Below are 19,864 nucleotides of genomic sequence, written 5' to 3' on the forward strand. Positions count from 1 at the left end.
GTGCGTCGCCTGCTGCTCCTGCTGCTAGCGCTGCCGGCGCTGGCCGCGGCGCGGGACTTTCCCGCCGAGGGTGAGGAATGCATCGTGGCCAATTCCGGGGCGGAGTCGGTGCAATGCCTGACGCAGCTGTATGACCAGAGCAACCACGAACTGCGTCGCCTGGAGGATCGCCTCGTGGCGCAGTCGGCGCAGCGCCTGCGGGAGGATCGGATCACCCGCACTCACCATGAGCAGGCTGCTTCCTCGTTGCGCGATGCCGCCCGGCGCTACGCGAAGTTCAGCGAGCGCCAGTGCGATTTCGAAGTGGGCTATTCCGGCGCCGCCGCTTCGGGGGCGGGGCAGGTGTTCTACCGCTGCCTGCTGCGGCTCAACCAGCAACGGCGGGATTATCTGCTCGCCGCACTGAAGGGCTCGGACTGACCACCGAGCGCACGCCGCGCAGCAGCGCACCCAGCATCAGCAGGCTCACCGCGGCCCAGCCCAGCGCCTGCAGGTTGCTCAGACCTTCGAGCGCCAGCTGGACGGGAATCCCGCCGGCGATGATCAGGGCCAGCAGCAGGGTTTCCCGGCGTGGCGCGGCAACCGGCCGGCACAGATAGACCAGCGCCGGGAACAACAGGGCCGCACTGGGGAAGCTGCGGTAGCGCGCATCGAACACCAGGCCGAGCATCAGCACCGCGCCGGCGAAACCCGCCGCCGCCAGCCACAGGCCGGCATGCCGCTCCAGGGCGGCGAAGGCCTTCGCCCGCCAGCCCGAGCGGGCGGACAACGCCAGGCTGGCATGGGCCAGCACCAGCAGGTTGAGCCCCACCAGCGCCGCTGCCCACAGCCATTCGCCCCAGAAGCGGCTGGTGATCACCGACAGCTCCAGCCACAGGCCGATGCAGCCGGCACCCAGCGCGCTGGCCAGCGGCAGCAGCACGGCCGCGCGCGAGGAACCGGGACGACCGCCCAGCAGCAGGCCGCCAAGCAGGATCACGCCGCCAAGCCCCAGCCACAGCGGCCAGTCCGGCAGGTTGCTGACCGGCCCGGCGAGCACGTTCTTCTCCTCGCGGTCGGCACTGAACAGCCCCCAGTAACCACCCACCGCACCTTCGCTCTCGCGCTTCCACGGCTGGTCGAAGGCCTCGATCAGGTTGTAGTGCCAGCCCTTTTCCTCGGCCAGGTGGACGAAGCCGCGGAGGAAACGCGCCTCGTTGACCCGGCTGGGCACCGCGGTCTCGCGCTGGCGGCCTTCGCTGGGCCAGCCGGTCTCGCCGATGAAGACGTCCTTGGGCGCGAATTCGCGGCCGAAGTCCTCGCGCACCTGGGCCACATGGGCCAGCGCCGCGTCGATGTCGCGCGGCTGGTCCTCCCAGTAGGGCAGCAGGTGGATGGTGACGAAGTCCACCGCCGGGGCGATTTCCGGGTGCTGGTGCCAGAACTCCCAGACATCGGCGTAGGTCACCGGCTGGCGCACCTGGGCCTTCACCTTGTGGATAAGTCCGGCCAGGTAGCGTCCGGTGACTTCCTTGCGCAGCAGGGTCTCGTTGCCGACGATCACCGATTGCACCACGTCGGGGTACTGGTTGGCGGCCTTGATCAGAGCCTGGACCTCGCGCTCGGTATCCACCGGGTTGGCATTGACCCAGGCGCCGAGCATCAGCTTCAGGCCGTGCTTGCGGGCCAGTTCCGGGATGCCTTCCAGGCCGGTCATGGAATAGGTGCGCACACAGTCGAAACGCGTCGCCAGCAGGGCCAGGTCGGCGTCCATCTGCTGCGGGCGCAACACGAAGGGCTGGTCGAAGGGCGACTGGTCCTTGGCGAACGGGCTATAGGACGCGCACTGCAACTTGTGCGTGGCGGTGGCGGCGTCAGGCAGGATCACCGCCTTGCCCAGGCCGTACCAGAGCCCGCAGAGGGCGATCAGGGCAAGCATCAGGGCAAGGCAATAGGGCAGGAACGGAAAGCGCGAGGACTGGGGCATGGTGGCACGCAAGCCGGGGCGAGGCGCGCATCTTAGCAACGCCGCCGGCCGCCGTCAGTGCCTTCGCCGAGCACTCAGGCGTGGCGATGAATCCAGGGCTGCGCCGGTGCGGATTCGCTCGCCGTGCTGCCCTCGATGCGTTTCCAGAACTTCTCGTGGAAGTGGAAGCCCACCGCGTTGCACAGCGGCTCGACCACCGCCACCAGGCCGCCCACGGCGATGCTGCCGGTCAGCGCATAGGCGACGCTGAAGGCGATGACGAAGTGCATCAGGGTGAAGGTGACGGTCTTGAGCATGGTGGCGATCCTCAATCGAGAATGATTCTCCGTTGCTGAAAGACTACTGCGCGGGAACCCCCGCGGGTAATCGAGCCTCTGTATGGAGGCGATAGGCCGCCAGTGCCGTCGTGAATGGAATGGCGCGGTCGTGGATGGACGGTTTCTGTCGTGGATCGGACCGTTTGGCGTCGCTCTCAGAGCAGTTCGCCAGCAGCGGGCGCCGATCATGAAGGGGCGGCCAAGACCGCGAAATGCGCCGGGTTCGCCCAGGCGCGCCGATAACATCACGGGGAGAAAACCATGCGAATGATGCGACGCCTGTTGGGCCTGGGCGCAGGGCTGGTGCTGTCGGCGGCTGCCGGGCTGGCCGGTGCGGCGGCCAAGCCGGAAATCACCATCGGTTACGTGGACGGCTGGTCGGACAGCGTGGCGACCACCCACGTTGCCGCCGAGATCATGCGCGAGAAGCTCGGCTACCAGGTCAAGCTGATGCCGGTCGCCGCCGGGATCATGTGGCAGGGCGTGGCGCGCGGCAAGCTCGATGCCATGCTCTCGGCCTGGCTGCCGGTGACCCACGGCGCCTACTACGAGAAGATGAAGGACAAGGTGGTCAACCTGGGCGTGAACTACCCGGGCGCGAAGATCGGCCTGATCGTGCCCGAGTACGTGAAAGCCAACAGCATCGCGGACCTCAACGCACAGAAGGACGATTTCGGCGGCCGCATCGTCGGCATCGACGCCGGCGCCGGGGTGATGCTCAAGACCGACCAGGCGATCAAGGACTACGGCCTGGACTACAAGCTGGTGGCCAGTTCCGGCAGCGGCATGATCTCCGAGCTGACCCGCGCGGAGAACGACAAGAAGGCCGTGGCGGTGACCGGCTGGATTCCGCACTGGATGTTCGCCAAGTGGAAACTGAAGTTCCTCGAGGACCCGAAAAAGGTCTACGGCGAAGAAGAGCACGTCGACAGCGTGGCCAACCCGGCGCTGGAGAAGAAGGCCCCGGAAGTCTGGGCCTTCCTGAAGAAATTCCAGTGGAAGGACGGCCAGGAAATCGGCGAAGTCATGCTCGCCGTGCAGAACGGCGAGAAGCCGGAAGTGGCCGCGAAGAAGTGGGTCGAGGCGCATCCGGATCGCGTGAAGGAATGGCTGTAAGCGGCTAGATCGCTCGCCCACGCGACACAGAAAAATCCCCCGCGAACCCTTCGGTTCGCGGGGGATTTTTTTATGCGCAAGCGTCTATTCCGGGCTTGTTCGCAACAGCAGGCCAATCGCTACGACTAAAGTCGTCTGGAGAGCTTGCAGCGCTCCAATAAATTAGGGATCGACGACATCCGCGTCATCCCCGCTGTGAGGACAAGAACAAAATGAACGACAGCATCTACCAGCGGATTGATACCAATCCGCGCTTCAAAGAGCTGGTGGCCAAGCGCGAGCGATTCGCCTGGCTGCTCTCCCTGATCATGTTGGGCCTGTACGTGGTCTTCATCCTGCTCATCGCCTTCCAGCCGCAGCTGCTGGGCGCGAAGATCAGCGCCGACTCGTCCGTCACCTGGGGCATCCCCATGGGCGTCGGGCTGATCCTCTCGGCCTTCGTGCTGACCGGCATCTACGTGCGCCGGGCGAACGGTGAATTCGACCGCCTCAACCAGGAAATCCTCAAGGAGGCCCAGCAATGAAAGGCCGAATTTCTGCCCTCGCTCTGGCCGGCATTTTACCAGTGCTCTGGGCCCCATCACTCTGGGCTGACGCCCTCACCGGCGAGGTACAGCGCCAGCCGCTGAACGTCTCCGCCATCGTCATGTTCGTCGCCTTCGTCGGCCTGACCCTGTGCATCACCTACTGGGCCTCCAAGCGCAGCAAGTCCGCCGCTGACTTCTACACCGCCGGCGGCAGCATCACCGGTTTCCAGAACGGCCTGGCGATCGCTGGCGACTACATGTCCGCCGCGTCCTTCCTCGGCATTTCCGCGCTGGTGTTCACCTCTGGCTACGACGGCCTGATCTACTCCATCGGCTTCCTCGTCGGCTGGCCGATCATCCTCTTCCTGATCGCCGAACGCCTGCGCAACCTGGGCAAGTACACCTTCGCTGACGTGGCGTCCTACCGCCTCAAGCAGAAGGACATCCGCACCCTGTCGGCCTGCGGTTCGCTGGTGGTGGTGGCCTTCTACCTGATCGCGCAGATGGTCGGCGCCGGCAAGCTGATCGAGCTGCTGTTCGGCCTGAACTACCACGTCGCGGTGGTGCTGGTCGGCATCCTGATGGTGCTCTACGTGCTGTTCGGCGGCATGCTTGCCACCACCTGGGTACAGATCATCAAGGCCGTGCTGCTGCTCTCGGGCGCCACCTTCATGGCGATCATGGTGCTCAAGCACGTCAACTTCGACATCAGCACGCTGTTCTCCGAAGCCATCAAGGTCCACCCCAAGGGCGAGGCCATCATGAGCCCCGGCGGCCTGGTGAAGGACCCGATCTCGGCGTTCTCCCTGGGCTTTGCGCTGATGTTCGGCACCGCTGGCCTGCCGCACATCCTGATGCGCTTCTTCACCGTCAGTGACGCCAAGGAAGCCCGCAAGTCGGTGTTCTTCGCCACGGGCTTCATCGGCTACTTCTACATCCTGACCTTCATCATCGGCTTCGGCGCGATCCTGCTGGTCAGCACCAATCCTGACTTCAAGGACGCCACCGGCGCGCTGCTGGGCGGCAACAACATGGCCGCGGTGCACCTGGCCGATGCCGTGGGCGGCAGCCTGTTCCTCGGCTTCATCTCCGCCGTGGCCTTCGCCACCATCCTCGCGGTGGTTGCCGGCCTGACCCTGGCCGGTGCCTCGGCGGTGTCCCACGACCTGTACGCCAGCGTGATCAAGGGCGGCAAGGCCAACGAGAAGGATGAACTGCGCGTCTCGAAGATCACCACCGTGTGCCTGGGTGTGGTCGCGATCGTGCTCGGCATCCTGTTCGAGAAGCAGAACATCGCCTTCATGGTCGGCCTGGCCTTCTCCATCGCCGCCAGCTGCAACTTCCCGGTGCTGCTGCTCTCCATGTACTGGAAGAAGCTGACCACCCGTGGCGCGAAGATCGGCGGCTGGCTCGGCCTGATCACCGCGGTGACCCTGATGATCCTCGGCCCGACCATCTGGGTGCAGATCCTCGGCCACGAGAAAGCCATCTACCCGTACGAATACCCGGCGCTGTTCTCCATGGCCGTGGCCTTCATCGGTATCTGGTTCTTCTCCATCACCGACAAGTCGACTGCTGCCGACGAAGAGCGCGCGCGCTTCTTCCCGCAGTTCATCCGTTCGCAGACCGGCCTGGGGGCCAGTGGCGCAGCCGCCCACTGATCGCCTGAGCTAACCTGCCGGGGCCGGAGGTGGAAACACCTCCGGCCCCGCTTTTTTGACTGGGATGAATAAGGGATGTCCGACGATTTCAACTTCGCCTCACCACCCTTCGACCAGCTCCGCCCGCTGGAACGCGAGCAGCTGCGCGATGCGCTGAGCGTGGGTTACTACACGGTCGACGAAGTGCTGCTGGAAGCCGGTGCGCCGGTGCCCTGCCTGTTCGTGCTGCTGAAGGGCGTGATCGAGGAGCGCGGCGAGGACGGCAAGCTGTTCGCCCAGTACGGCGCCGAAGACCTGTTCGACGTGCGCGGGCTGTTCTCCGGCAGCAGCAAGCACCGCTACCAGGCGGTGGAAGAGAGCATCGTCTACGAACTGCCGGCGAGCACGTTCCACCAGCTGTGCACGGACAACCCGCAGTTCGCCCGCTTCTTCCGCGCGGACCTGGCCAGCAAGCGCCAGCTGGAGCGCCGCGACGGGCAGAACCTGGCCGAATTCATCCTCACCCGTATCGCCCCCGAACACCTGTTGCCGGCCATCGAAGTCGAACCTTCCCTAGCGCTCGGCGACGCGGCACGTCTGCAACTGAGTCGCGGCGCGGACGCGTTACTGGTGCGCGAGGACGGCGCGCTGGGCATCGTCACCCGCACCGACCTGATGACTGCGCACTTCCGCGATGGCTTCAGCGAGACACAACCCATCGGTCCGCTGGCGCACCGGCCGCTGAGCCATGTCGAGCTGGGCGATTTTCTCTTCGACGCGATGATCCTCATGACCCGCCAGCGCATCGAGCGCGTGGCGGTGTGCGAGGGGGGCAGGGTGGTCGGCCTGCTGCACCTGACCCAGGTGCTCAGCCTGTTCTCCACCCATTCCCACGTGCTGGCGCTGCGCATTGCCCGTGCCGAGAGCGAGGCCGAGCTGCGCGCCGCCGCCGAGACCCTGCACACGCTGATCGCCACGCTGGCGGGCAATGGCATCCGCCTGCGTTTCATCATGCAGCTGGTCAGCGCGCTCAACGAACAGCTGCTCGAGCGCCTGTTCGAACTGCAGGTGCCGCCGGTGCTGCGCGGCCGCTGCTGTCTGCTGGTGATGGGCAGCGAAGGGCGTGCGGAGCAATTGCTCAAGACCGACCAGGACAATGCGCTGATCCTCGACGACGGCCTGCCGGTGGAGCAGGGCCTGCTGCTGATGCAGCGCTTCTCCGCCGCGCTGCTGGAGTTCGGTTATCCGCCGTGCCCAGGCGGCGTGATGGCCAGCCGGCCGGAGTGGTGCAAGCCGTTGTCGGAGTGGCAACGCGAGTTGCGCGAGCTGCCGCTGCAAGGCCGCCCGGAACAGCTGATGCGCCTGTCGATCCTCGCCGATGCCTGGCCGGTGGCGGGCAGCCGAAGGCTGTTCGACAGCCTGCGCGAATGCCTGTACCAGTTGGCCGGCGACAGCAGCCGCTGGATGAGCGACCTGGCTCTGCCGGCGCTGCAGTTCGATACGCCGCTGACCTTCCTCGGCCAGCTCAAGACCCAGGACGCGCAACTGGATGTGAAGCGTGGCGGCCTCTTCCCCATCGTCCATGGCGCCCGCGTGCTGGCCGTGCGCGAAGGGCTGGAGGAGCGCGGCACGCTCGCTCGCCTCGCTGCACTGAAGGCGCTCGGCGTGCTGGATGAAACGCTGGCGGACAACCTGATGGAAGCCTTCGAATTGTTCCTCCAACTGCGTCTGCGCCAGCAACTGGACGGCCAGCGCGATGGCCGCGAGCAGGGGCTCGACGTGTCCCGTCTCAGCCGCCACGAGCGCGACCTGCTGCGCTTCGGCTTGCACACCGTGAAGAAGTTCAAGCAGAGCCTGTCCCGTCAATTCCACCTGGAGACCCGATGAACGCCTGTGTCACTGCGCCCGATCCGCAATGGTCCGCCTGGCGCCGCCGTCTCTACTGGTGGCGGCACGATCCGGCGGAGGCCGAAGAGCTGGTCTCGCTGGACCTGGAAACCACCAGCCTCGACCCGCGCAAGGCCGACATCCTCAGCATCGGCGCGGTGGTGATCCGCCACGGCAAACTGATCCTCGGCGAGCGCCTGGAACTGCTGGTGGAGCCGCCGCCGTCGCTGGACGGCGAGTCGATCCGCATCCACAAGCTGCGCCGCGCCGATCTCGAAGGCCAGTTGCCGCTGGTGGAAGCGTTGCGCCGGGTGCAGGCGTTCATTGGTGAGCGGCCGCTGCTGGGCTATTACCTGTCCTTCGATGTTGCCGTGCTGCGCCGGCATCTGCGCGAGCAATTCAACGCGCGGCTGGACAACCCCCGCGTGGAAGTCTCCGAGATCTACCACCGCAAGATGAGCCGACGCTTCCCCGACCTGCACCTGGACCTGCGCTTCGACACCCTGGCGCGCAACCTGGAAATCCCCATCGAAGGCCGCCACACCGCCATCGGCGATGCACGCACCGCCGCGCTGATGTTCCTGCGCCTGCGCAAGGGTTCGCTGCCGCGCGACCTGAGCTGATTCGCAGCGCGCGCAGATTGTTTGAATCTTCCGCGCGCATCGCCAGTCGGAATCTACAAGCGCTGGCCACTCGCACCCCGCGAGCCACCGCCCCTCGTCGACTGAAAGAGGAGAGACGATATGGGACTCGGGACCATCCTGTTGATCATTCTGATCCTGATGCTGATTGGCGGCCTGCCGGTCTTCCCCCACTCGCGCAACTGGGGCTATGGCCCGTCGGGCATCATCGGCGTGGTGCTGGTCGTGCTGCTGATATTGCTGTTGCTCGGGCGGATCTGACCGGACGCCTCTGCGCAATCCGTCGAACCCCGTCGCCCAACCCTTTCCCTGAAGGAGAGGGTTGGGTGAGGGGGAGGCGTTGCGTCCGACGCATCGCGGATAAATCCGCTCCTACGCATGTACCGCGCGCATGCACCGCGGCATCCCGGTACGTAGGAGCGGACTCCGTCCGCGATCGCTCCACCCTCGCTCCTGCCCCCACGTCACAGCGCCGATACGCCGCAGGGTGATTCGTCGCACAGCCCACCGCCCCACCCTGTACTACCATTAAGCCTTTGCCTTCAGGGAGTTGCGCGGATGCTGGGTGTTGTACTGGTCGTCCTGGGCGTCATGTGGCTGTTGGTCCAATGCGGGCTGGGCCTGCCGCCGCTGGCCGAAGCCATGACCCTGGACCCGGTGGCCGATCCCGATCGCTATTGGCAGTTCGCCTTCCTCGGCCCGGCCCTGCCGGTGGCCCTGGGCATCTTCCTGCTGCGTTACCGCATCCACGGATTCGCCCATTTCAAGCGTGAGCGCATCAACTGCGCCGCCCATCTGCTGGTGTGCGCCGGCATTGCCCTGGTGCTGGGCAAGCTGTGCGTGCTCGTCCAGGCCTGAGGGCCGATTTTCCGCGGGCTGTGGCGGCGGTTTGCCGGGGGCATTCAGCGCCCTGATTTCGCCGCTGGGAGGGCAGGGCCTTGGTTACACTTCGGCCCAGGTCCTAACAAGAAAGGCAAACCTCCCCATGCAAAATCGCATCATGATCACCGGCGCCGGTTCCGGCCTCGGACGCGAAATCGCCCTGCGCTGGGCCCGCGAGGGCTGGCAGCTGGCACTGGCCGACGTCAACGAGGCGGGCCTTGTGGAAACCCTCAAACTCGTGCGCGCGGCCGGCGGTGACGGCTTCACCCAGCGCTGCGACGTGCGCGACTACAGCCAGCTGACCCAGCTGGCGCAGTCCTGCGAAGAGAAATTCGGCGGCATCGACATCATCGTCAACAACGCCGGTGTCGCCTCCGGCGGCTTCTTCAGCGAGCTGTCGCTGGAAGACTGGGACTGGCAGATCTCGATAAACCTGATGGGCGTGGTCAAGGGCTGCAAGGCCTTCCTGCCGCTGCTGGAGAAGAGCAAGGGGCGCATCATCAACATCGCCTCCATGGCCGCGCTGATGCAGGGCCCGGCAATGAGCAACTACAACGTGGCCAAGGCCGGCGTGGTGGCGCTCTCGGAAAGCCTGCTGGCCGACCTCAGCCTGGTGGACGTGAAGGTCCACGTGGTCTGCCCGTCGTTCTTCCAGACCAACCTGCTGGACTCCTTCCGCGGCCCCAGCCCGGAGATGAAGACCCAGGTCGGCAAGCTGCTGGAAAGCTCGCCGATCAGCGCCGCCGACATCGCCGACTACATCCACCAGGAAGTGGCCCGCGACGTGTTCATGATCCTGCCCCACGAACAGGGCCGCATGGCCTGGCAGATCAAGCAGCAGAACCCCCAGGCGCTCTACGACGAGATGGCGAAGATGGCCGAGAAGATGCAGGCCAAGCGTCGCAGTCTTTCCTGATTTCGCCCCCTTTCGGTGCAGTGAAAGACGGGGCTTGCCCAGGCCGGTGCAAAGGGTTAGTTTTAGTCACCGGCCTGCCTGGCTGATGTACGTTGGACCCCGGTGAAAGCCCCGCTCATTTCGCGGGGCTTTTGCTTTTTCGGGCTATCGCCCAACGCTCGGGATTCGTGCTTTGCGCTTCGCCAGGCCTGTGTTAGAAGGCTCCGGTGTCATTGAAGGAAGAACCCGCTTGCACTCTGAATCCATCGTCTATGGCTGCATCCGCGACTGGCCCGGCGACTCGATGGAGCGCCGCCTGCGCCGCGCCGCCAACCGCAAGGTGCTCGACAGCCTGCCCACGGGCGAGGCCTGGCCGTTCCTCGGCCGCGAGATGTTCAGCCGCTGCGAGACCGAGGGCGCGGGCCTGTACCAGTCCCAGGTGATCCACTTCGGCGCCAGCTACCAGACCATCGAGTACGAGTGGAAGCTCTGGGTCGAACAGTTCGAAGCCCTGCTGCGCCGCCTCTACTGGGCCAGCGCGGTGGTCCACCTGGAAACCGAAGTCAACGGCAGCCACACCTTCCGCTGGGAGTCCGAGAACGGCTTCCACAGCCCCCGCGAAGGCGAGCTGAAAGTGCGCTGCGCCTGGGAGCGCGAGGGCGGCCTGCGCGGCTGACCGGCGTACTTCCCGTCACGGAAAGAGCCCCATGATCAACTACCTCTGGTTCATCCTCGCCGCGTTCTGCGAGATCGCCGGCTGCTACGCCTTCTACCTCTGGCTGCGCCTGGACAAAAGCGCCCTTTGGATAATTCCCGGCCTGCTCAGCCTGACGGTCTTCGCCCTGCTGCTCACCCGCGTCGAAGCCAGCTACGCCGGGCGTGCCTATGCCGCGTACGGCGGCATCTATGTCGCCGCCTCGCTGTTCTGGCTGGGCTTCGTCGAGAAGAGCCGCCCGCTTTGGAGCGACTGGGTCGGCGTGGCGCTTTGCGTGATCGGCGCCAGCGTGGTGCTGCTCGGGCCGCGCTTCGCGCCCTGAGCCTCCAGCATCCGGCGGATAACGCCGTTGGCGTTATCCGCCCTACCTGCTGCGGCGCCGAAGCACACGCCAAACCTGTAGGAGCGAGCTTGCTCGCGAACAGAGTAACCGGCTGCACAGGCATGGCCGGCGAGCGCCGGGTTCGCGAGCAAGCTCGCTCCTACGAAAAACAGCTTCGATCCAGCCGCTGAGCTGCGTCGTCGGATGGGGGGAGCTTGCGATACCCATGCAGTGGGCGCGCACAATCGATGGGTATCGCTGCGCTCCACGCCATCCTACGCGGCATTCAACCGGCGAAACGGGGAAGCGGGTTCCTGAAGAGGGCGTCAGTCCTCCAGCCATTCCCTGGGCACTTCGGCCTTGAGCATCAGCTGGCACTGCTGGCTTTCCGGATCGAAGACGATCACCGCCTCGCCGCGTTTGAGCGCATGGCGCGCGCGCTCCACACGCACATCCAGCGGGGTGTCGTCGCCATTGTCGGTGCCTTCGCGGGTGACGAAGTCTTCCAGCAGATTGTTCAGGGTGTCGGCTTCGATCAGCTCGAAGGGGATCAGCATGGCGGGCTACTCGTGAATCGTACTCGTGAATCGCAGCGCGGGATTGTAGTCCCGCGCGGCGGCGAGTGCAGCTTCAGTGCTTGCCTTTGCTGCGGGACTTGCCCTTGGCGGGCGACTTGCCCTTGTCGCTGCTCCTGTCGGAGGTGTCGCCGCTGTCGATCAGGTGGTCCACCGGCGGCACATGGGTGGTGCTCTCCATGTGTACCGGATGTTCCAGCTGCTTGCTGAAGCGCTCCAGGGCGCCTTCGCTGGGCTCCGCGTCGCTGTCGAACACCGGCGGGCTGAGCATGTAGGCCGTGAGCAGTTTCGCCAGGGCGGCGAGGCTGTCGATGTGGGTGCGCTCGTAGCCGTGGGTGGCGTCGCAGCCGAAGGCCAGCAGGGCGGTGCGGATGTCGTGGCCGGCGGTGATCGCCGACTGCGCATCGCTGTGGTAATAGCGGAACAGGTCCCGCCGCACGGCGACTTCATGGCGTTCGCCCAGGCGCAGCAGGTGCCGGGAAAGGTGGAAGTCGTAGGGCCCACCGGAGTCCTGCAGGGCCACGCTCACCGCGTGCTCGCTGGAGTTCTGCCCCTCGGCCACCGGCGCGATGTCGATGCCGACGAATTCGCTGACGTCCCAGGGCAGCGCGCCGGCTGCGCCCGAGCCGATCTCCTCGGTGATGGTGAACAGCGGGTGGCAGTCGATGGGCGGCACCTGGCCGCTTTCCACGATGGCCTTGAGCGAGGCCAGCAAGGCCGCAACACCGGCCTTGTCGTCGAGGTGGCGGGCGCTGATGTGGCCGCTCTCGGTGAATTCCGGCAGCGGGTCGAAGGCGACGAAATCGCCGATGGCCACGCCCAGGGATTCGCTGTCGGCGCGGCTGGCTGTGTAGGTGTCCAGGCGCAGTTCGACGTGGTCCCAGCTGATCGGCAGGGTATCCACCGCGGTGTTGAACGCGTGCCCGGAGGCCAGCAGTGGCAGCACGCTGCCGCGGAATACGCCGTTCTCGCAGAACACCGTGACCCGGCTGCCCTCGGCGAAGCGGCTCGACCAGCAGCCCACCGGCGCCAGCGCCAGGCGGCCGTTGGGCTTGATCTCGCGGACGATCGCGCCAATCGTGTCCAGGTGCGCCGAGACCGCGCGGTCCGGGCTCTTGCGCCGGCCCAGCAGGGTCGCGCGGATGGTCCCGCGGCGGGTCATCTCGAAGGGTACGCCGATCTCTTCCAGGCGCTCGGCGACGTAGCGCACGATGGTGTCGGTGAAGCCGGTGGGGCTGGGGATGGCGAGCATTTCCAGCAGCACGCGCTGCAGGTAGTTCAGATCCGGTTGGGGCAATGGGGTCATGCCGGGGCCTCCTCGTTGGGGTGGGGCTGGTCACGGCTGTCGCGGTGCAGCAGTTCGCGACTGAGCGGGAAGAGCAGGTCGACGAAGCGTTCGGCGGTGGGCTGCGGCTCGTGGTTGGCCAGGCCCGGCCGCTCGTTGGCCTCGATGATCACGTAGTCCGCCTGGTCGGCGTCGCTGACCAGCAGGTCGAGGCCGGTGACCGCGATTTCCAGCGCCCGCGCGGCGCGGATGGCGGCGTCGGCCAGGGCCGGGTGCAGGCGCTCGGTGACGTCTTCCAGGGTGCCGCCGGTGTGCAGGTTGGCGGTGCGCCGCACGGCCAGGCGCTGGCCGCTGGGCAGTACATCGTCGTAGCTGAAGCCGGCGGCCGTCAGGGTGCGCTCGGTCTCGCCGTCCAGCGGGATGCGGCTCTCGCCGCCGGTGGCGGCCTGGCGCCGACGGCTCTGCGCCTCGATCAGCTTGCGGATGCTGTGCCGGCCATCGCCGATCACCTCGGCGGGACGGCGGATGGCGGCGGCCACCACTTCGTAGCCGATCACCACGATGCGCAGATCGTTGCCGGGGTGGTAGCTCTCCAGGATGACGCGGGTATCGAACTGCTTCGCGTGGGCGATGGCATTCTCGACTTCTTCCGGTGTACGCAGGTCCACGGCCACGCCCTGGCCCTGTTCGCCGTCCACCGGCTTGACCACCAGTGCGCCGTGTTCGGCGAGGAACGCGGCGTTTTCTTCAGCGCTGCCGGCCAGGCGTTGCTGCGGCTGGCGCAGGCCGGCGCGGTCGAGGGCGCGGTGGGTGAGGGTCTTGTCCTGGCACAGGCTCATGCTCACCGCACTGGTGAGGTCGCACAGCGATTCGCGGCAGCGGATGCGCCGGCCGCCCTGGGTCAGGGTGAACAGGCCAGCGTCGGCGTCCTGCACCTGCACTTCGATGCCGCGACGATGGGCTTCGTCGACGATGATCCGCGCGTAGGGATTGAGGCCTTCCTCCGGGCCGGGGCCGAGGAACAGCGACTGGTTGATGCCGTTCTTGCACTTCACCGCGAAGGTCGGCAGCTCGCGGAAGCGCAGCTTGCGGTACAGCGACTTGGCCTGCTGGTTGCCATGCAGCACCGACAGGTCCAGGTAGGCCAGGCCACGGCTCATGAAGTGTTCGATCAGGTGGCGCACCAGCGCCTCGCCGACGCCGGGGCGGCTGGACTGCGGGTCCACCGCCAGGCACCAGAGGCTGGAGCCGCCTTCGGGGTCGCGGAAGGCCTTGGCGTGGTTGATGCCCATGACGGTGCCGATCACCGTGCCGGTCTCGGCGTCCTCGGCCAGCCAGTAGGCCGGGCCGCCCTGGTGGCGCGGGGTGACGTTGGCCGGATCGACCGGCAGCATGCCGCGCGACAGGTACAGGCGATTGATCGCCGTCCAGTCCTCGTCGCTGTGCACACGGCGGATGCGGAAGCCCCGGAAGGGCCGGCGCGCCGGGCGGTAGTCGGTGAACCAGACACGCAGCGCATCGGAAGGATCGAGGAAGAGTTGCTGCGGGGCCTGGGCCAGGACCTGCTGCGGCGCCGCCACGTAGAGGGCGATATCGCGTTCGCCGGGACGCTCGTTGAGCAGCTCGGTGGCGAGCTTCTCCGGGCTGGAAAAGGTGTGGCCGATCAGCAGCCGGCCCCAACCGCACTGCAGGATCAGCGGGCCGTGGCTTTGTGCATGATCACCGGCGAAGCGTGCCTGCAGGCGTTCGTAGGTCGGCGTCTGGCCTCGCAACAACCGCTGGTTGTGCGGGTGGGGCAGGTTGGAATGGGGTTTCATCTTGCGCTCCCTGATAAGGCTTCTGTCCTGGGCTTTCGGGAAGGGGCGGCGCCGCTCGCGCGAACGACGCCAGCCGGCTCTACAGGCCTTGTTCCGTCAGCCAGAGATTGAGGGCCGCCAACTGCCACAACTTGGAACCGCGCAGCGGAGTGAGGTCGCTTGCCGGGTCGCTGAGCAGGCGGTCGAACATCGCCGTCTCGAACAGGCCGCGGTCCTGGCTCGGGTCCAGCAGCAGCTCGCTGACCCAGGCGCGGGTATTGCCTTGCAGGTGTTTCAGGCCCGGTACCGGGAAGTAGCCCTTGGGCCGGTCGATCACCTCGCTGGGGATGACCTTGCGCGCGGCGGCCTTGAGCACCTGCTTGCCGCCATCGCCGAGCTTGAAGCGCGATGGGATGCGCGCCGACAGCTCCGCCACGCGGTAGTCGAGGAAAGGCACGCGGGCCTCCAGGCCCCAGGCCATGGTCATGTTGTCCACGCGCTTGACCGGGTCGTCGACCAGCATGATGGTGCTGTCCAGGCGCAGCGCCTTGTCCACCGGGTCCTCGGCACCGGGCTGGGCGAAGTGCTCGCGGACGAACTCGCTGGCCACGTCCTCCACCCGCAGGGCTTCGCGCACGGTGTCCAGGTATTCGCCGTGGCTGCGGTCGAAGAAGGCCGCGCGGTACGCCTGCAGCGGGTCCCTGGCGCCGGCCACTTTCGGGTACCAGTGGTAGCCGGCGAACAGCTCGTCGGCGCCCTGGCCGCTCTGCACCACCTTGCAGTGCTTGGAGACTTCCCGCGAGAGCAGGTAGAAGGCGATGCAGTCGTGGCTGACCATCGGCTCGCTCATGGCGCGGAAGGCCGCCGGCAGCTGCGAGATCACTTCGTTCTCGTCGATGCGCAGCTGGTGATGGCGGGTGCCGTAGCGCTTGGCGATCAGGTCGGAGTACTGGAACTCGTCGCCACGCTCGCCGCCGGCATCCTCGAAGCCGATGGAGAAGGTCAGCAGGTCCTCGACGCCGGCCTCGTGCAGCAGGCCGACCAGCAGGCTGGAGTCCACCCCGCCGGAGAGCAGCACGCCGACTTCGCGGGCGGCGCGCTGACGCACGCTCACCGCGTCGCGCAGACTGCTCAGCAGACGGTCTTCCCAGTCGTCCAGGGTCAGCTCGCGCTCGTCCGGCAGCGGGCCGTAGTCCAGGGTCCACCAGCGCTGGCGCTCGGTGTGGCCATCGGCGTCGATGGTCATCCAGGTGGCCGGCGGCAGCTTCTGCACCTCGGCCAGCAGGGTGCGCGGCGCGGGGACCACGGCGTGGAAGTTCAGGTAGTGGTTGAGCGCCACCGGGTCCAGCGCCGGGTCGATGTCGCCGCCCTTGAGCAGCGCCGGCAGGCTGGAGGCGAAGCGCAGGCGCTTGCCGGTCTGCGACAGGTACAGCGGCTTGATGCCGAGGCGGTCGCGGGCGATGAACAGGCGCCGCTTGTCGCGTTCCCAGATGGCGAAAGCGAACATGCCATTGAGGCGGGGCAATAGTTGTTCGCCCCAGGCGTGGTATCCCTTGAGCAGCACTTCGGTGTCGCCGCCCGAGAAGAAGCGGTAACCCAGGGCTTCGAGCTCCTGGCGCAACTCCGGGTAGTTGTAGATGGCACCGTTGAACACCAGCGACAGGCCCAGCGAGGTGTCGATCATCGGCTGGCCGGAGGCTTCGGCCAGGTCCATGATCTTCAGCCGCCGGTGCCCCAGGGCCACTGGCCCTTCGCTGTGGAAGCCCCAGGCATCGGGGCCTCGCGGGGCGAGGTGATGGGTGATGCGTTCGACTGCGGCAAGGTCCGCAGCCTGATTGTCGAAACGTAACTCTCCAGCTAGTCCGCACATGTCCTTACCGGTACTCCGTTGGGGATGAAGTGGGTGGCGCCTCATGGACGCCTTAGGGGATGACCCGTCGATCTGGCGAGAGTTCTATTTGATTTCATTGAGGAAAAGTGACGGAGCAGCAGGTGGACTGAAATGGCCGAGAGCAAGACTTCGACGCGCAACGCCCACGCACTCGCCATGCTGCAGGCCCTCAGGCGCCTGCAGCAGGCGGCGGAAGTGCACTCCAAGAGCCTGGGCCGCGATGGCGAGCTGACGCCGCTGCAACTGCTGATCCTGCAGGTGGTGGAGCTGGAGGGCGAGATTACCGCTGGTCAGTTGGCGCGCCAGGTGGCGTTGTCGCAGTCGTCCATCTCCAGCGCGCTGGCACGCCTGGAAAGCAAGGGGCTGCTGGGGCGTCGGCGCGACGACGAGGATCGCCGCAAGCAGTGGCTGAGCCTGGAGGCCGAGGGGCGCAAGGCGCTCAAGCACGGCCCGGCGCTGTTGCCCGAGCATGCGCTGGAGCGTTTCGCCGGCCTGCCGGAATGGGAGCAGCATGCGATCCTCGCCGGATTGCTGCGCGCCGCCGAGCTGTTCGAGACGCCGGGCGCTGGCGCCGAGGAAGAGGAAGAAGAGGAGTTCTAGGCCTCAGCTCATCAGCTTCTGCGCGGCCAGCGACAGGCTGACCGCCACCAGCATCAGCGCGAACAGCCGCTGCAGCGTCGCCCCGCCCAGGCGCAGCGCCAGGCGATTGCCCAGCAGCACGCCGAGCGCACCGCCTGCCGCCAGGCAGGCCAATAACGGCAGCGGCGGCTGGGCATGGGTGAGGTAGAGCAGGAAGCCGCCGCCGGACACCAGCGCGATCACCGCCATGGAGGTCGCCGTCGCCGCCATCATCGACAACGGCGTGAACCACAACAGACCCGGCACGATGAGGAAACCGCCGCCCACGCCCATCAGGCCGGACAGCAGGCCCACCGCCAGTCCGACGCCCAGCAGCGGGCCGTTGCGCATCGCCTGCCCGGTGAGGCGCTCCTGCTGCGAACCCTTCCACATGCGCCACGCCGACCACAGCACCAGCACGCAGAAACCGACGATCAGCCAGCCATCGGGGATGAACTTGCCCAGCCACTGGCCCACCGCGTTGCCCGGCCAGCCGGTGATCACCAGCCAGAACAGCGGCTTCCACGCCACCTGGCCCTGGCGTGCGCGCGGCACCGCACCGATCGCCGCCGACAGCGCCACGGCGCCGAGGCTGACGCCGATGGCATCGTGCAGCGGCAGGTGCAGGCTGAGCAGCAGCGGCAGCGCCACCAGCGAGCCGCCGGCGCCGGTCAGGCCCAGCAGCAGGCCGAGGATCAGGCCGATGGCGGAGGATTCAAGCAGCAGTGCATCCATGTCGGTGGTCCGCTCTGGAAGCTGGTGCGGCCCGCTCGGCAGGCCGCAGGGTGATCAGGCGTTCTTCGTTCCGCGCACCACGTCGCGCAGGAAGAAACGGTTCGGGTGGCAGGCTTCGGCCACGGCGCGCGGCACCGGCAGCGCTTCGTCGTCGATCCACGCCGCCAGCAGTTCGCCGGCCAGCGGCGCGGTGACCAGCCCGCGCGAGCCGTGGGCGCTGTTCAGGTACAGGCCGTCGAGCCAGGGGCAGGGCGTCTCCGGCACCTGGCGCGCGTCCTTGCCGAGCACCGCGTAAGCCTGGGCGAAGGCTTCGCGATCCGCCAGCGGGCCCACCAGCGGCAGGTAGTCCGGAGTAGTACAGCGGAAGGCGGCGCGACCCTGCAGCGTGGCCGGATCGAGCTGGGCGATGTGCATCCGCTCGCTCAGGTCTGTGGATATCTCGGCCAGCAGGTCGAGGTTGCCCAGGTGTTCTTCCAGCGAGGGTTCGGTGTCGTCGCGCTTGAACTCGAAGCTGGCGCCCAGGGTGTGTTCGCCGTGGCGCGGCGGGGCGACGTAGCCTTCGGCGCAGACCACGGTGCTCAGCGCGGCGCTTTCGGCGGTGGCCGGCACGCGGGTGATCTGCCCGCGGATGCGCTTCATCGGCAGCGTTGCGGCGCCGGCGAAGCGGCGGACTTCGGCGGCGGTGGCGAGGATGGCGACGGGCGCGCTGGCGAGCTTTTCTTCGGCGCTCCAGGCACTCCAGCCATCGGCTTCGCGCTGCAGGCGGACTTCCTCGCCGGTGACCACGCGGATATTCGGATGCAGCGCCAGATGCCGGCACAGCGCGGGCGGATGCACCCAGCCGCCTTCGGGGTAGAACAGCCCGCCGGCGGGCAGGCCGATGCCGGCGATGGACTCGGCCTCGGCCTGGTCCAGCTGGCGCAGCAGGGTCGCCGGGAAGGCCTCGGCCAGCTTGGCCTGGCGCTGCGCCTCGGCGTCATCGAAGCCCAGTTGCAGCACGCCGCAATCGGACCATTCCTCGCCTTTCTGCAGACGCTGGATCAACCGGCGCGTGTGGCCGAAGCCGCTGACAATCAAGCGCGATAGCGCGGTGCCGTGGGCGGAGAGCTTGAGGTAGAGCACGCCCTGGGGATTGCCCGAGGCTTCTTCGGCAAGTCCCGCATGGCGCTCGATCAGCGTCACCAGCCAGCCCCGTGCGGCGAGGCTGGCGGCGCTGGCGCAACCGGCCATGCCGCCGCCGATCACCAGCGCTTCCCGCGGGCCAGTCGGTCGAGCTGGTCGGCTGTACCAGGGTTTGCCTGCCGGTTGTTCGACGCCGAGGAATTCGCCCTGGGACATTTCCCATTTCTTGCCGAAGCCCAGGGTGCGACGGATCTTGAAACCCGCAGCGCCCAGCCCGCGACGGACGAAGCCGGCGCTGGTGAAGGTGGCGATCGTGGTGCCCGGCGCGGAGAGGCGGGCGAGCTGGGCGTACAGCTCGTCGTTCCACATCTGCGGGTTCTTCGCCGGGGAGAATCCGTCGAGGAACCAGGCGTCGATACGCGCGTCCAGTTCCGGCAGGGTGTCCAGCACGTCGCCCACCAGCAGGGTCAGCACCACGCGGCCGCCGGCGAAGACGAAACGCTGGAAGCCCGGATTGATCGCCACGTACTGCTCCAGCAACTGCTGCGACAGATGCGCCAGCTCCGGCCACAGGGCGAAGGCGCGGCGCAGGTCGTCCGGCGTCACCGGGTACTTTTCGGTGGTGACGAAATGCAGCCGCGCATCGCCGGGCGCCCGCTCTTCGAACAGCTGCCAGGCGCAGAGGAAGTTCAACCCGGTGCCGAAGCCGGTCTCGCCGATGCACAGGCGCCCGCCGGCGGGCAGCGCGGCGAAGCGTTCGCCCAGGCGGTTGCCGTCGATGAACACGTGGTGCGTCTCGGCGATGCCCGAGTCGCGGGAGAAATACACGTCGTCATAGACGCGGGAGGTGGGCTGGCCGTTCTCGTCCCAGTCGATCTGGGCGCTGATGATGTCGGGCATGTAGAAGAGGCGCTGGCGGAAACGAAGCCGGCAG

General features: G+C 67.1%; 20 protein-coding genes. 12 read left to right on the top strand and 8 right to left on the bottom strand.

Annotated elements, in window-relative coordinates; translation table 11 throughout:
• A complete protein-coding gene (locus HNP46_RS14035) occupies window positions 1-420 on the top strand; it encodes a lysozyme inhibitor LprI family protein (protein WP_184589837.1) in 420 nt (139 codons plus the stop codon).
• Here HNP46_RS14035 and HNP46_RS14040 read toward each other — a convergent pair.
• On the bottom strand, window positions 368-1,966 hold the full coding sequence (locus HNP46_RS14040; protein WP_184589839.1) for a beta (1-6) glucans synthase: 1,599 nt from the start codon (window positions 1,964-1,966) through the stop codon (window positions 368-370). The two genes, HNP46_RS14035 and HNP46_RS14040, sit on opposite strands and share 53 nt — an antisense overlap.
• 74 nt (window positions 1,967-2,040) lie before the next feature.
• On the bottom strand, window positions 2,041-2,262 hold the full coding sequence (locus HNP46_RS14045; RefSeq protein WP_184589841.1) for a DUF2061 domain-containing protein: 222 nt from the start codon (window positions 2,260-2,262) through the stop codon (window positions 2,041-2,043).
• Window positions 2,263-2,544: 282 nt separating this feature from the next.
• Here HNP46_RS14045 and HNP46_RS14050 point away from each other — a divergent pair, with 282 nt between their 5' ends.
• From HNP46_RS14050 to HNP46_RS14095, 10 genes are all read left to right on the top strand, one after another.
• Window positions 2,545-3,399, top strand: coding sequence for a glycine betaine ABC transporter substrate-binding protein (locus tag HNP46_RS14050; protein ID WP_184589843.1), 855 nt, complete (start codon window positions 2,545-2,547; stop codon window positions 3,397-3,399).
• Window positions 3,400-3,611: 212 nt separating this feature from the next.
• The gene (locus HNP46_RS14055; protein ID WP_024763446.1) at window positions 3,612-3,923 is read left to right on the top strand and encodes a DUF485 domain-containing protein; all 312 of its coding nucleotides are present in this window, start codon (window positions 3,612-3,614) and stop codon (window positions 3,921-3,923) included.
• Window positions 3,920-5,587: a cation acetate symporter gene (locus tag HNP46_RS14060; RefSeq protein WP_184589845.1), complete on the top strand. Its 1,668-nt coding sequence runs from the start codon at window positions 3,920-3,922 to the stop codon at window positions 5,585-5,587. The genes HNP46_RS14055 and HNP46_RS14060 overlap by 4 nt, the downstream gene beginning before the upstream one ends.
• Before the next feature lie 75 nt (window positions 5,588-5,662).
• Window positions 5,663-7,453, top strand: coding sequence for a DUF294 nucleotidyltransferase-like domain-containing protein (locus tag HNP46_RS14065; RefSeq protein WP_184589847.1), 1,791 nt, complete (start codon window positions 5,663-5,665; stop codon window positions 7,451-7,453).
• Complete coding sequence (locus HNP46_RS14070; protein ID WP_184589849.1) at window positions 7,450-8,076, top strand: 3'-5' exonuclease; 627 nt, start codon at window positions 7,450-7,452, stop codon at window positions 8,074-8,076. The genes HNP46_RS14065 and HNP46_RS14070 overlap by 4 nt, the downstream gene beginning before the upstream one ends.
• Before the next feature lie 120 nt (window positions 8,077-8,196).
• On the top strand, window positions 8,197-8,355 hold the full coding sequence (locus HNP46_RS14075; protein WP_184589851.1) for a DUF3309 family protein: 159 nt from the start codon (window positions 8,197-8,199) through the stop codon (window positions 8,353-8,355).
• 297 nt (window positions 8,356-8,652) lie between these two features.
• Window positions 8,653-8,952 (top strand): hypothetical protein, encoded by a 300-nt coding sequence (locus tag HNP46_RS14080; RefSeq protein WP_184589853.1) that lies wholly within the window; start codon window positions 8,653-8,655, stop codon window positions 8,950-8,952.
• Window positions 8,953-9,079: 127 nt separating this feature from the next.
• A complete protein-coding gene (locus tag HNP46_RS14085) occupies window positions 9,080-9,892 on the top strand; it encodes an SDR family oxidoreductase (RefSeq protein ID WP_184589855.1) in 813 nt (270 codons plus the stop codon).
• Window positions 9,893-10,121: 229 nt separating this feature from the next.
• Window positions 10,122-10,547, top strand: a complete 426-nt coding sequence (locus tag HNP46_RS14090; RefSeq protein WP_184589857.1) for a hypothetical protein — start codon at window positions 10,122-10,124, stop codon at window positions 10,545-10,547.
• Between the two features lie 31 nt (window positions 10,548-10,578).
• Complete coding sequence (locus tag HNP46_RS14095; RefSeq protein ID WP_184589859.1) at window positions 10,579-10,908, top strand: YnfA family protein; 330 nt, start codon at window positions 10,579-10,581, stop codon at window positions 10,906-10,908.
• 326 nt (window positions 10,909-11,234) lie between these two features.
• Here the strand turns inward: HNP46_RS14095 and HNP46_RS14100 are convergent, their stop codons facing one another.
• From HNP46_RS14100 to HNP46_RS14115, 4 genes are all read right to left on the bottom strand, one after another.
• Window positions 11,235-11,465, bottom strand: coding sequence for a YheU family protein (locus HNP46_RS14100; RefSeq protein WP_184589861.1), 231 nt, complete (start codon window positions 11,463-11,465; stop codon window positions 11,235-11,237).
• 73 nt (window positions 11,466-11,538) lie between these two features.
• Window positions 11,539-12,789, bottom strand: coding sequence for an osmoprotectant NAGGN system M42 family peptidase (locus HNP46_RS14105; RefSeq protein WP_184589863.1), 1,251 nt, complete (start codon window positions 12,787-12,789; stop codon window positions 11,539-11,541).
• Window positions 12,786-14,585 (bottom strand): N-acetylglutaminylglutamine synthetase, encoded by a 1,800-nt coding sequence (gene ngg / locus HNP46_RS14110; RefSeq protein WP_184589865.1) that lies wholly within the window; start codon window positions 14,583-14,585, stop codon window positions 12,786-12,788. The genes HNP46_RS14105 and ngg overlap by 4 nt, the downstream gene beginning before the upstream one ends.
• Window positions 14,586-14,664: 79 nt before the next feature.
• Window positions 14,665-16,434 carry an N-acetylglutaminylglutamine amidotransferase gene (locus HNP46_RS14115; RefSeq protein WP_184589867.1) on the bottom strand — a complete coding sequence of 590 codons (1,770 nt, stop codon included), beginning with the start codon at window positions 16,432-16,434 and terminating at the stop codon, window positions 14,665-14,667.
• A gap of 132 nt (window positions 16,435-16,566) precedes the next feature.
• On the opposite strand from HNP46_RS14115, the gene HNP46_RS14120 reads away from it, so the two are divergent.
• On the top strand, window positions 16,567-17,055 hold the full coding sequence (locus HNP46_RS14120) for a MarR family winged helix-turn-helix transcriptional regulator (protein WP_184589869.1): 489 nt from the start codon (window positions 16,567-16,569) through the stop codon (window positions 17,053-17,055).
• 3 nt (window positions 17,056-17,058) lie between these two features.
• Here the strand turns inward: HNP46_RS14120 and HNP46_RS14125 are convergent, their stop codons facing one another.
• A complete protein-coding gene (locus tag HNP46_RS14125; RefSeq protein WP_184589871.1) occupies window positions 17,059-17,808 on the bottom strand; it encodes a sulfite exporter TauE/SafE family protein in 750 nt (249 codons plus the stop codon).
• 54 nt (window positions 17,809-17,862) lie between these two features.
• Window positions 17,863-19,830, bottom strand: a complete 1,968-nt coding sequence (gene mnmC / locus HNP46_RS14130) for a bifunctional tRNA (5-methylaminomethyl-2-thiouridine)(34)-methyltransferase MnmD/FAD-dependent 5-carboxymethylaminomethyl-2-thiouridine(34) oxidoreductase MnmC (RefSeq protein WP_184589873.1) — start codon at window positions 19,828-19,830, stop codon at window positions 17,863-17,865.
• Between the last annotated feature and the right edge of the window lie 34 nt (window positions 19,831-19,864).

Origin of the sequence: Pseudomonas nitroreducens (assembly GCF_014204515.1) — a bacterium.
GTDB classification, from domain to species: domain Bacteria; phylum Pseudomonadota; class Gammaproteobacteria; order Pseudomonadales; family Pseudomonadaceae; genus Pseudomonas; species Pseudomonas nitritireducens_A.

Bases quoted from the DNA above. Each gene is read 5' to 3' on its own strand.
- HNP46_RS14060 (WP_184589845.1), top strand. From the start codon at position 3,920: ATGAAAGGCCGAATTTCTGCCCTCGCTCTGGCCGGCATTTTACCAGTG.
- ngg (WP_184589865.1), bottom strand. From the start codon at position 14,585: ATGAAACCCCATTCCAACCTGCCCCACCCGCACAACCAGCGGTTGTTG.
- HNP46_RS14095 (WP_184589859.1), top strand. From the start codon at position 10,579: ATGATCAACTACCTCTGGTTCATCCTCGCCGCGTTCTGCGAGATCGCC.
- HNP46_RS14065 (WP_184589847.1), top strand. From the start codon at position 5,663: ATGTCCGACGATTTCAACTTCGCCTCACCACCCTTCGACCAGCTCCGC.
- HNP46_RS14105 (WP_184589863.1), bottom strand. From the start codon at position 12,789: ATGACCCCATTGCCCCAACCGGATCTGAACTACCTGCAGCGCGTGCTG.
- HNP46_RS14080 (WP_184589853.1), top strand. From the start codon at position 8,653: ATGCTGGGTGTTGTACTGGTCGTCCTGGGCGTCATGTGGCTGTTGGTC.
- HNP46_RS14040 (WP_184589839.1), bottom strand. From the start codon at position 1,966: ATGCCCCAGTCCTCGCGCTTTCCGTTCCTGCCCTATTGCCTTGCCCTG.
- HNP46_RS14120 (WP_184589869.1), top strand. From the start codon at position 16,567: ATGGCCGAGAGCAAGACTTCGACGCGCAACGCCCACGCACTCGCCATG.
- HNP46_RS14100 (WP_184589861.1), bottom strand. From the start codon at position 11,465: ATGCTGATCCCCTTCGAGCTGATCGAAGCCGACACCCTGAACAATCTG.
- mnmC (WP_184589873.1), bottom strand. From the start codon at position 19,830: ATGCCCGACATCATCAGCGCCCAGATCGACTGGGACGAGAACGGCCAG.
- HNP46_RS14045 (WP_184589841.1), bottom strand. From the start codon at position 2,262: ATGCTCAAGACCGTCACCTTCACCCTGATGCACTTCGTCATCGCCTTC.
- HNP46_RS14125 (WP_184589871.1), bottom strand. From the start codon at position 17,808: ATGGATGCACTGCTGCTTGAATCCTCCGCCATCGGCCTGATCCTCGGC.
- HNP46_RS14050 (WP_184589843.1), top strand. From the start codon at position 2,545: ATGCGAATGATGCGACGCCTGTTGGGCCTGGGCGCAGGGCTGGTGCTG.
- HNP46_RS14115 (WP_184589867.1), bottom strand. From the start codon at position 16,434: ATGTGCGGACTAGCTGGAGAGTTACGTTTCGACAATCAGGCTGCGGAC.
- HNP46_RS14055 (WP_024763446.1), top strand. From the start codon at position 3,612: ATGAACGACAGCATCTACCAGCGGATTGATACCAATCCGCGCTTCAAA.
- HNP46_RS14085 (WP_184589855.1), top strand. From the start codon at position 9,080: ATGCAAAATCGCATCATGATCACCGGCGCCGGTTCCGGCCTCGGACGC.
- HNP46_RS14070 (WP_184589849.1), top strand. From the start codon at position 7,450: ATGAACGCCTGTGTCACTGCGCCCGATCCGCAATGGTCCGCCTGGCGC.
- HNP46_RS14075 (WP_184589851.1), top strand. From the start codon at position 8,197: ATGGGACTCGGGACCATCCTGTTGATCATTCTGATCCTGATGCTGATT.